This window comes from Gammaproteobacteria bacterium (genome assembly GCA_028819075.1).
Lineage (GTDB): Bacteria > Gemmatimonadota > Gemmatimonadetes > Longimicrobiales > Gaopeijiaceae > BD2-11.
The window spans coordinates 141,105-149,166 of record JAPPMM010000045.1 but is presented as its reverse complement, the minus strand read 5'-3'; the positions used below and the strand labels follow the sequence as shown (position 1 = coordinate 149,166).

The following is an 8,062-nucleotide window of genomic DNA, read 5'->3' as shown; positions in this document are numbered from 1 at the left end:
GACTATATGGACGCCTATGGACGGCAATGGATTTCATCAGTCCGCCTCAATGGCTGGATGGGACTTCTCTGATCCCCCCCCGAGATCCCGCCAGATCACATGGATGCCGGTCCACCAGTTCGGGGTGAGGCGGGGCAGATCAGGCTGATTCCTGCGACAGGAGGCCGCGCGTCATCTCGCACCGCCGGCAGGAGCCTGGACCGATTCCATCCCTGTGATTCGGAATAGCTGAACTGTTTCCGTATCGAGAGCATCCCGGGCCACGCCGAGCAGCCGATCCCCGTCTACGTCATGAAGCTCGAACCGACCAGGGAGGGTCAGATCGCCCAGCCAGACTCCCGTCGGATCGAACACCGTCCAGGTCTCCGTATGGACTATCGGGCCGGGGAGGCGCGAATCGAAGAGGCCGAAGGACTCTTCCGGAAAGACACGCGCCCAGATGCCTCCCCGGTCATCCAGCAGCAGCCGGTCGAAGAGCGGCTTGTGAGTCGGATTCTCGGGATACTCGCCGAGGGCCGGGAACAGCATCCTGGTTTCCGGCTCTCCGGCCGGTGCCCAGGAGAGAAACTCCATCCGTTCCGCAGAGTAGCGCTGCCGATCCCTCCCCGACACCGGACGGGGCTGGCCGGACCATCGGACAATCAGCTGTAACCCACCACTGGAATCGTACCGCCGGAACTCCGGGACTCGTCCGTTCCCGACGACGAACTCGTCATCGCGTGTCGCGTGCGTGCGACGGGAGGTCCCCCAGGGGATGACCCAGGGCCGCGCGCCTCCGCCGAAGGTCCGGGTCCATACTTCGAGCAACCCGGCCGTGGCAACGGTATCGACCGCTTCGGAGAATGCGTCGACCCACGCGAAGACGTCATCGGCAGGGCCCTGACGGTCAACTGCGGGCATCCCGGTGCGCTGCTGCAGCATTCCTCGCCGGCAGTCCGTCGAGACGCCTTGCACCGGCGCCGAGCGTTCGCCGAGGCGAAACTGTGCCCGACGCAGGAACGTCCCTTCACTGTCAAAGAGATGGAGCCGGGATCCGTCGACAACTGCGATGGAGTCTCCGCCGCATAGGTGAACGCCGTCGATGTCACGAAGCTCTCCCGGACCCTCGCCTTGCCCGCCGAAGCGCCGGACCAGCGTGCCTGCCTGGTCGAAGACCATGACTTCGTAGGTGCCCGCGTTGGCCACGACGATTCCACCGTGCGGGAGGAAGCGGGCGCCCTGTATGCGGTAGAGTGGAATCTCGTCCCGACCCTCGAGCGGGTTCGACGACGCGCCGATCACAACCTCCGGAGTCGGCGCGAGCCGCCAGCTTCGCTCTGAGTCCCAGGCCGGCGCGGCGCTCTCGACGATCCGGGTTGCCGCACTGTCACGCTCGGCGACCGGCAGCGCTCGGGAAGAGCCATCGTCTCCGCCAGCGCATCCCGCAATTGCGACCGCCGCGACGGCGAGGCACGTCCACGGCGGTCGAAACTTGAGTGCAGGAATCCCTCTCGGCGCCACGATCACATCGGATTCACGCTTCACGTCGCCCGCTACATCCCCTGCCCATCGCCGTATTCGATCTCCGTCACAAGAAACTCCTCGAAGAAGTCCAGCATGTCGTGGAGTTTCTCGATCGTATTGTCGCGCCCATATACATAGTATCCTTCGCCGGGATAGGCCTTATATCGCACGATCTTATAGTGCTGATCGAGTTTGCGCGCGAAGTCGAGTGCCGCCGGGGCTCCTCCCTCCTCCAGGCGCCAGTCGGCCGCAATACCCTCGCCCTGAATGACGAAGGTGGGCGTCGTCACCTGATGGGCCTTGAATATCGCGGAACTGTTAAGATAGACGTCGCGATTCTCCGGGTACGGGCCCAGCTCGTACTCGACCAGCTTGATATGCTGCAGCTCGTGAACCTCGGTGTGGAAGTCGGTCATGTCGCCGTAGCCCGAGAGCGAGATCGCGGCCTGGAAGACATCCGGGGCGAAGGCCACCGCGGCCATGGTCATGATGCCGCCGTAGCTGGTCCCGGTAACCGCGATCTTGTCGGGATCCACGTAGGGCAGGGTCTTGAGATAGTCGACGCCGGCGAGCACGTCCTCGAGGTCGCAGTGGCCCCAGCATTCGTTGTTGAGATCCTCGAACTCGAGGCCGTAGCCGGAGCTGCCGCGGATGTTGGGCATCAGCACGACGTAGCCGCGCTGGGCGAAGAAGTGGACCTGCTGGTGGCGGCGGAACTGGTCGTCGAACTGGGAGGTGGGGCCGCCGTGGATCCACAGCACGCCCGGGAAGCGCTCACCCGGGGCCGCGTCCGGGGGCCTGTGCAGGTAGGCCTCGATGGTGAGCCCGTCGGTGCTCGGATAGCGCACCTTCCCGGGCATGTGAAGCTCGTCCGCGGCGCCCGCGGGGATCTCGCTGTGCAGGAGCTGCTTCTCGCCCGAGGCCACATCGATAACGAAGAGCTCAGCGGGGCGCACCGGGGTCTCGAAGGTGTAGCTGATGCGGTCGCCGTCAGGAGACCATTCCGGGCGGAGCGCCGCACCCACGTCCAGGTCCACGAGGACCTTGGGTTCGCCGCCGTCGGCCGACACCACGCGGAGGGAATGGACGCCGTCCCGGTTCTCCGTGTAGCTGATCCAGCGGCCATCGGGCGACCAGCGGGCATCGCTCTGGTCGTAGCCGGACGCCGCGACGGGGCGCGGATCGCCGCCGGCGCGGGGCACGACCCAGAAGTTCAGCCAGCCGCTCCGTTGGGAACGGAAGAGGATGGTCTCACCGTCGGGGGAAACCTGCGCGGCCCCGAACGCCCTGCCGGCACGGTAGTCGAAGAAGCCGGTGTCGCGCACGACAACGCGCTGGTTGTTCCCGTCGGGGTCGATCTCGATCACGTCGTGGTCGACCCAGCGGTCGTCCATGCGCACGTAGAGCAGCCGGTCGCCGTCCGGGGTCCAGCTGGGGTAGCCCTCGTAAAGGGGGTCGCCGGTCAGGCGGCGCACCTTCCCCTCCGGCACCGATACCGTCCAGATGTCCATGTTGCCGAAGCGGTCGCCGGAGAAGGCGATCCGGGTCCCGTCGGGGGACCACGCCAGTCCGTTGGCGCGCGCGGCCAGCCTGGTGAGCTGCACGTCGGTGGTGACCCGCATGCCGTTGCCTTCCTCGGCGGACCAGAGCCAGATCTCCGGCGCACCGCTCTTGTCGGAGGTGTAGGCGATCCAGCGGCCGTCGGGTGACCACACCGGCTGTGGCGCACCGAGCGAGCCCACCCCGCTCAGGCTGAGGTCGTCGGAGAGCGCGCGGAAAGCGCCGTCCTCCGTGGCGACCGCCCCCAGCCCGCCCCCCGACACGAAGGTGATCGTCGACCCGTCGGGAGCCCACTGGGGCGAGCGGCTGCCACCGACCGCCGCCCGCAGGTCGACCAGCACCTCCGCGCTGATGGGATCCTCGGCCATCGAGCCCGCCACACCACCCTCGGCCGCGGGCGCCTCCCGGGTGCAGCCCCACCCTGCCCACACCGTCAGGATCGTCGTCGCAACCAACGTCAACCGTCTCATGTCTGCATCCTCGTGTCCATGTCGGACGCGGCGGCGAGCGCAGCCCGACCGGCTCCTAACCCGCCCCGCCCCCGCCCGCGCCGACAGGCGACAGCGTCCGTCCCCGCAGCAGTGCATCCACTTCCGTGATCCGCGGCTCGCCTGCCTCCGTGACCTCGATCACCGAGTGGGGCGGCACGACCTGCCATTCCCCATCCTCATCCAGCCGCTCCGAGGCGATCAGCGTGCCCCCGGGAGCGAGCGGATGCCGGCGGGCGAAGTACAACGAGTTGGTCTCGTCGAAGTTCGAGGTGCGGATCACGGCGAGATTCCGCCCGTCGGCCAGGATCATGTTGAGCTTGCAGCGCACGTCCAGCGAGCCCGCGCGCTCCGCGGCCCGCGCCAGCGCCGTTCCGGGCGACGCCCCCTTCCAAACCTCCGCGATCGCCAGCAGGAAGAGGGTCTCCGTGTCGGATGTCCCCCGGATCTGTATGTAGAGTTCGTCCGGCAGCGTCGAGCGCAGTGCGCGCATCGCGTGCGTGTGGAACTTGCGCACGTATCCGTTCAGGCCGAAGGACCAGCGCTCGAACATGAACGGGGCCACCTCCCCCCGGTCCAGCGGAATGCCCGGGCTCGCGCTCCGCACGAGGGCCAGCGAACACGACGAACGCACGGACGAGAGCACGTCCTCGAGGTCCGGGTCGTGCCAGATGGGGCGCGCTTCGCGAATCCGCACCGGGCGTCCGCCGTGATACCAGCCAACGCCATACCCGTCCGCGTTGTGGATCCCGTGGCCCATCTCCCTTGCGTCATAGCTCTGCCGCACGAGCGTGTGGCTTCCCCCGAACACGATCGGGCGGACGGGCATTTCATCGCCGGAGTAGCATACGAATCGGCACAAGGCGCTTGTCTCTCCTTCGGAGGATGATGGGTTGGTGCCTTCGGAGATGAAGTTTTGCCGGGGATGCGGCGCGTGCAACTCAGGGCGATGCGGTACCCCGCGCGCGCTCCGGGGCGAGGATCTCCGCCAGCAGGCTCGAGTCCACGTTGCCGCCCGAGACGATCGCTCCCGCGGGGCCGGCGCCCACGTCGGGGATACGCCCGCACAGGAGCGCGGCCACGCCGGCCGCCCCGGCGGGCTCCACCACCATCTTGGCGGTCTCGGCGAGCGCGCGCACGGCCGCTGTGATCTCGGCGTCGCTCACCCGCACGACGTCGTCCACCAGGGCGCGCACATGCCGGTAGGTGATGTCGCCCGCCATGGGTGGGGCGAGCCCGTCGGCAACCGAGGCGACGCGCTCCAGACGGGCCGGCCGCCCGATGCGCAGGCTCTCGGACATAGCCGCGGCCCCATGCGGTTCCACGCCGTAGATGCGGAGTTCCGGGCGCAGGCGCTTCACCGCCGCGGCCACCCCGGCGATCAGCCCGCCGCCCCCCACCGGCACCACCACCACGTCCAGATCCACGGCCTGCTCGGCGAACTCGATCCCGGTGGTGCCGTGGCCGGCGATGACGGCCGGGTCGTCGAACGGGTGGGTGAAGAGCATTCCCCGGTCGCGCGCCAGCGACTCCGCCAGCGCGAAGGCCTGGTGCACGTCGTCGGCGATCACCACCTCGGCGCCATAGCCGGCGCTCGCGCGCGCCTTGGTCTCGGAGGCGCCCGCGGGCATGACCACGGCGCATGGCACATCCACGCATCCCGCCGCCCACGCCAGCGCTTGCGCGTGGTTCCCGGCCGACACCGTAACCACTCCGCGCCGAGCCGCCCGACCGGCGACCAGCACCTTGTTGAGCGCCCCGCGCACCTTGAAGGAGCCGGTCTTCTGCAGGCTCTCCATCTTCAACCGAAGCGGGATGCCCGCTTGTCTGCTCAGGCGCCGGGACGACAGCACCGGGGTCCGGTGCAGCCGGGCGCCGATGCGGGCCCGGGCCTCCTGGACGGCGTCCAGCGTTACGAGCGGTGCGATTACGGGGCTCCGGGGAGCGGGGGCATGGCTGACGATCGGGGATGATGCGGCAGGTCCGGCGCGCACGCCAGTGGGGTGAAGAGCTACCCTCCAGAGCCTCGGCGGGAACAACCATCGGTGGGCGGGATACTTGCGGCGCACGCCTCGACGCAGCCGAGTGCCACGCCGGGACCGCGGGTTGCGATGCCGCGCATCCCTCAGGACTGGCTCCTTCGGAGCGAGATCTGCACCAGGAGCCCCCATCATGTCGACCTCCTCGCAGGACCCGCCCATCCCGCGACTCCCGGCGCTTTCCCGACGCTGGTTCCCGCGAGGACTCCCGCTCATCCTTGCGCTGACATGGTTCGCCCTTGACCCGACGTCGCAGCCGGCCGAGGCCCAGGGTCTGTATTTCAACCCCGGATCACCCCTCGAGGCCGGGCTTGTGCAGCGGGTGTTCGTGGGGCCCCACTTCACGGACGCGTTCGGGGGCAGCCTTCTGCCGCTGAGCTGGGACCACGAGCAGTGGATCCGGCTCTCGTTCCCATTCGGCCTCGAGCCTCCCTCCCGAGGCGACTCCACGGGTACCGAGGGAACGTTCTTCGGCGGTGGGCGGGCGCTCGCGGGTGCGCGGTTCCGGCACGCCGACCGGGTCGGGGGCGGGTCGCTGTTCGAAGCCTCGGGCCACTACCTGCGCGGCACCGACTGGCCGTTCGCGGACCCGGTCGAGGAGCGGCTGCGCGCGACCAGTGCGCTCCTCCCGGCGCGCGACGACCAGCTGGAGCGATGGGGCGCCGGCGTCCGCTACGACCTGGGGCCAGACGACCCCGACGGCTGGGTCTTCGAGGGTGGCCTGGACCGCCTGCGCGGCAACCAGCTCACCGAACTCGGCGCCGCCTACGCCCGCAGCTGGACCCGCTGGCACGGGCAGGCGCGCTACCGCCGGGGCCGCCTGTCGGCCGACGCCGTGGTGCGCGGACGGGGAGCGGGGGAGGCCGTGTTCTACCGCACCGCCGGGGACATCGAGGACCGGTCGCTCTTCTTCGGCGGCCGCATCGGCCACTCGGCCCGCCTCGCCGGCCGGCACAACCTTCGCTACGGCCTGGATGTCCGCGGCGTGCGTCCCTCCACGAACGGCACGGTGACCGGCGTCTACGAAGACGCGGACGGCATCCTGGTCGCCGGAGGCTACCTCGACTCCGTCATCCGCATCTCCAGCCGGCTGGACCTGGCCGCGATCCTGCAACTCGAACGACATTCCCGTGTCGACGGCCTCGGCGTCTCGCCCTTCGCCAGCCTGATCTTCCGCCCCGCGGACGGGCACCGGCTCCTCGCCAACGCCGCGCGCGTCTCGTTCATGCCCTCCGCCGATCATCTCCTCCTGGATGTCGGCGCGGGGAGAATGACGGCCGGCGTGCTCATCTACGACATCCTGGCACGCGGCGTCCCCGAAGGCGGCTTCACCTTCAACGACCGCTGCCCCGGAGGCTTCGGGGGCATGTGCATGCGCTCGCCGCTCGCGCCCGGCGAGAGGCTGCCGGCGGATCCGGCGGTGCTCTGGAATACGCTGGTGGAGATCGCGGCAGCCAGCGATCCCATGGCGCTGCGACCGCTGCGGCCGTTCTTCAGGGACCCCGAACCGGGCGAACTCCTTCCCCGGCTCCTCCTCTTCAATCAGAAGGAGTGGGCGGCCGGCCGGCCCCCCTTCCTGGGAGAGGAGGTCCTGGGCCGCCCCATCGGCGTCGACCCCGTCGATCCGCTCGAGCCCAGCATCATCAACTCGCTGTCGCTGCAGTACCGGATCGAGGTGGAAGGCCGCGGCCGCGTCTCGGCGGCGCTCGGGCGGTCCTCCATCGACAACTTCATCGGCCCCCTCCGGGTCGAGACCCCGACCGTCTTCTTCGAGCCCGAATCCACGCGCGCGTTCATCGAGAAGCGCGTGGAGCCGATGGTCAGGCTGGGGATCGTCTATCCCGAACTGCGGGACCTTCTGATTCACGATCTTACCAACCTGGTGCTGGAGCTCCCGGTCGGAACGATCATGCCGGACCAGGTGACGACCCCGGGCCTGCTGCTTACCTACCGAAACTACGGCAGGGTCGACTTCTGGACCGCCGGCCTCTCGGCGGAGGTCTCGCTTACGCCCGCGCTCTCGCTCGAGGGCACGCACGCGCACATCAGCGAGCAGTGCTTCGATTTCGTGGCGAGTACCGCGACCGACTGCTCGGACCTGGAGGACATCTCCCTGAATCTGCCGAAGACGAAAAGCAGCTTTTCGATTCGCTATGAGGGCGCGGGCCCGGGCTATTCCGCGGAGGCGCGCATGCGACGCCAGCGCGGCTTCTACGCCAACGCCGGCGTCTATGCCGGGGACGTGGAGGGGTACACGGTGCTCGACGCCCAGGTGCGCTTTCCGGTTCCGGGTCTGCCGCGCGCCAGTGCGGCGCTCACCGGCACCAACCTCCTCGACGACGGTCACCAGGAGTTCATCGGGGCACCCGAGATCGGCCGCCTGGTGGTGGCCAGCCTCACCTACGCCTTCCGTTGAATGTGCCCCGGTGGTAACGTTTGCGCGCGGCCGGAAGCGGGATCCGGCCTGTCGCG

General features: G+C 69.0%; 5 protein-coding genes. 1 reads left to right on the top strand and 4 read right to left on the bottom strand.

What is annotated here, in order from left to right; all coding sequences use genetic code 11:
• Window positions 1-171: 171 nt before the first annotated feature.
• The 4 genes from OXU32_12465 to OXU32_12450 all read right to left on the bottom strand — a co-directional run bounded on the left by OXU32_12465 (window position 172) and on the right by OXU32_12450 (window position 5,419).
• Window positions 172-1,281: a 6-bladed beta-propeller gene (locus OXU32_12465; protein MDE0074761.1), complete on the bottom strand. Its 1,110-nt coding sequence runs from the start codon at window positions 1,279-1,281 to the stop codon at window positions 172-174.
• A 251-nt stretch (window positions 1,282-1,532) separates the two neighbouring features.
• Window positions 1,533-3,533 (bottom strand): S9 family peptidase, encoded by a 2,001-nt coding sequence (locus tag OXU32_12460; GenBank protein ID MDE0074760.1) that lies wholly within the window; start codon window positions 3,531-3,533, stop codon window positions 1,533-1,535.
• 55 nt (window positions 3,534-3,588) lie between these two features.
• The gene (locus OXU32_12455) at window positions 3,589-4,380 is read right to left on the bottom strand and encodes a class II glutamine amidotransferase (protein ID MDE0074759.1); all 792 of its coding nucleotides are present in this window, start codon (window positions 4,378-4,380) and stop codon (window positions 3,589-3,591) included.
• A 112-nt stretch (window positions 4,381-4,492) separates the two neighbouring features.
• Window positions 4,493-5,419, bottom strand: coding sequence for a threonine/serine dehydratase (locus OXU32_12450; GenBank protein ID MDE0074758.1), 927 nt, complete (start codon window positions 5,417-5,419; stop codon window positions 4,493-4,495).
• Between the two features lie 304 nt (window positions 5,420-5,723).
• Here OXU32_12450 and OXU32_12445 point away from each other — a divergent pair, with 304 nt between their 5' ends.
• Window positions 5,724-8,006 carry a TonB-dependent receptor gene (locus OXU32_12445; protein ID MDE0074757.1) on the top strand — a complete coding sequence of 761 codons (2,283 nt, stop codon included), beginning with the start codon at window positions 5,724-5,726 and terminating at the stop codon, window positions 8,004-8,006.
• The last annotated feature ends 56 nt before the right edge of the window (window positions 8,007-8,062 follow it).

Coding starts and splice junctions, on each gene's coding strand:
- OXU32_12445 (MDE0074757.1), top strand. CDS start 5,724: ATGTCGACCTCCTCGCAGGACCCGCCCATCCCGCGACTCCCGGCGCTT.
- OXU32_12455 (MDE0074759.1), bottom strand. CDS start 4,380: ATGCCCGTCCGCCCGATCGTGTTCGGGGGAAGCCACACGCTCGTGCGG.
- OXU32_12460 (MDE0074760.1), bottom strand. CDS start 3,533: ATGAGACGGTTGACGTTGGTTGCGACGACGATCCTGACGGTGTGGGCA.